General features: G+C 74.1%; 3 protein-coding genes. All 3 read right to left on the reverse strand.

Annotated elements, in window-relative coordinates; genetic code table 11:
* Positions 1-348: ATP-binding cassette domain-containing protein (locus EIO58_RS17025; protein WP_127820457.1), on the reverse strand; the 348-nt coding region annotated here is incomplete at its 3' end.
* Positions 345-1,181, reverse strand: a complete 837-nt coding sequence (locus EIO58_RS17030) for an ABC transporter permease (protein ID WP_127820459.1) — start codon at positions 1,179-1,181, stop codon at positions 345-347. The genes EIO58_RS17025 and EIO58_RS17030, both read right to left, overlap by 4 nt.
* 2 nt (positions 1,182-1,183) lie before the next feature.
* Positions 1,184-1,935, reverse strand: a 752-nt coding sequence (gene modA / locus EIO58_RS17035) for a molybdate ABC transporter substrate-binding protein (protein ID WP_127820458.1), incomplete at its 5' end; no start/stop codon positions are given.

Here is a 1,935-nt window from a genome sequence, read left to right on the forward strand (position 1 = left end):
CGCGCGCAGACCGAACGCGACGTTCGCGAGCGCGGTGAGGTGCGGGAACAGGCGCGGATCCTGACCGAGCAGGACGATGCCGCGCCGGGCCGGCGCGATGTTCCGCACGGTCGGAGCGTGCAACGTTCGTCCCCCGAGGCGAACGTGCCCTGCGCCCGGACGCAGAAGCCCGGCGAGCACCGCCAGGAGGGTCGACTTGCCCGCACCGCTCGGGCCCATCAGCGCCAGCACGTCGCCGGGCGCGGCCCGCAGCGACGCGTCGAGACGAAAACCCGGGCGGTCGACCACCACGTGCGCGTCGAGCCCTACGGCGGCGGGCTCGTACGACACCGGCGCATCCACGGTCATCGCGGCGCCTCCGCGCGCCACGCGCGCACGAGCAGCAGGACGCCGATCGCGGTGACGAGCAGCAGCAGCGACAGCGCGACGGCCGTGCCCTGCGAGACGCCCGCGCCGTTGAACGCGGTGTAGATCGCGAGCGGCATCGTCTGGGTGACCCCGGGGGCGTTGCCCGCGAACAGCGCCGTCGCCCCGAACTCGCCGATCGCGCGCGCGAAGCACAGGACGATGCCGGCGATGAGCCCGGGTGCGGCGAGCGGCAGGGTGACGCGCAGGAGGATCGTCCACCGGCCGGCGCCGAGGCCCGCCGCCGCCTGCTCGTAGCCGACACCGGTCGCGCGCAGCGAGCCCTCGAGCGCGAGCACGAGGAACGGCAGTGCGACGAACGTCTGCGCCAGCACGACGGCAGCGGTGGTGAACGGGATGCGGATGCCGAACTCTGCAAGCGCTCCGCCGAGCGGGCTCGTGCGCCCCAGGAGGAACAGCATCGCGACACCGCCGACCATCGGCGGCAGCACGAGCGGGACCGTGACGATGGCGCGCAGCACGGCGGCGGTGCGCACCCTGCTGCGGGCGATCAGGAGCGCCAGCGGAACCCCGAGCACGATGCACGCGAGCGTCGCGACGGCGCCGGTCGCGAGCGAGAGTCCGAGGGCCGACAGCGCCTCGGGCGACGTGACGTCTCGCCACAGCGTCGCCCATTCCACGCGCGCGACGAGCGCGCCGAGCGGAAGCACGAGAAGCGCCAGCCCGACGACCGCCGGCACAGCGAGCACCCGGGGCACGAAGCCCTCGCGCTCTCCGCGATCGGTCCCGGCGCCGAGGCCGACGGTCGCCTGCACGCTCACGGCGCGCCGAACCCCAGCTCGGTGAGGACGGCGCGTCCGTCCTCCGAGGTGACGAAGGCGACGAACGCCTCTGCCGCGTCGCGGTTCGACGCATCTTCGAGTGCCACGACCGGATACCGGTTCGCGACGCGCTCCGAGCCCGCGGCGGCGACCGCTGCGACGTCGGGACCGCCCTGCACGTCCGTGGCGTACACGAGTCCGGCGTCAGCCTCACCCGCGGCGACTTTGGTCCGCACCGCGGTCACGTTCTGCTCCAGGCTCGCGGGCGTCACCGCGACCCCGTTGTCGGCGAGGAGCGCGACGGATGCCGCGCCGCACGGCACTTCGGGAGCACAGAGGACGACGGTGAGCGCGGGGTCGGCCAGGTCTTCGATCGTCTCGACTCCGCCGGGATTCCCGCGCGGGACGGCGATCACGAGGGTGTTGCTCGCGAATACCACCGGGTCGGGTGCGAGACCGGCCTCGACGACCCGGTCCATCGTTCCCTCGTCCGCCGACGCGAACACGTCGGCCGGGGCGCCTTCGACGAGCTGGGTCGCCAGCGTGCTGGAGCCGTCGTACGAGATCGGCAGAACGTCGACCGACGGATGCCGCTGCTCGAACCGCGTCGCCAGCTCGTCGAACGCGGGCCGCAGCGAAGCGGCGGCGAAGATCCGAAGCTCGCCGGCGAGCTCCGCTCGAGGGGCGGGGCCGGGTTGGGCTGTGCCGGGCTCAGGGGTTCCGGGCCCGGGCGTGCCGGAGCCTGGCG

Source organism: Microbacterium sp. CPCC 204701 (genome assembly GCF_004010105.1).
Taxonomy (GTDB): Bacteria; Actinomycetota; Actinomycetes; order Actinomycetales; family Microbacteriaceae; genus Microbacterium.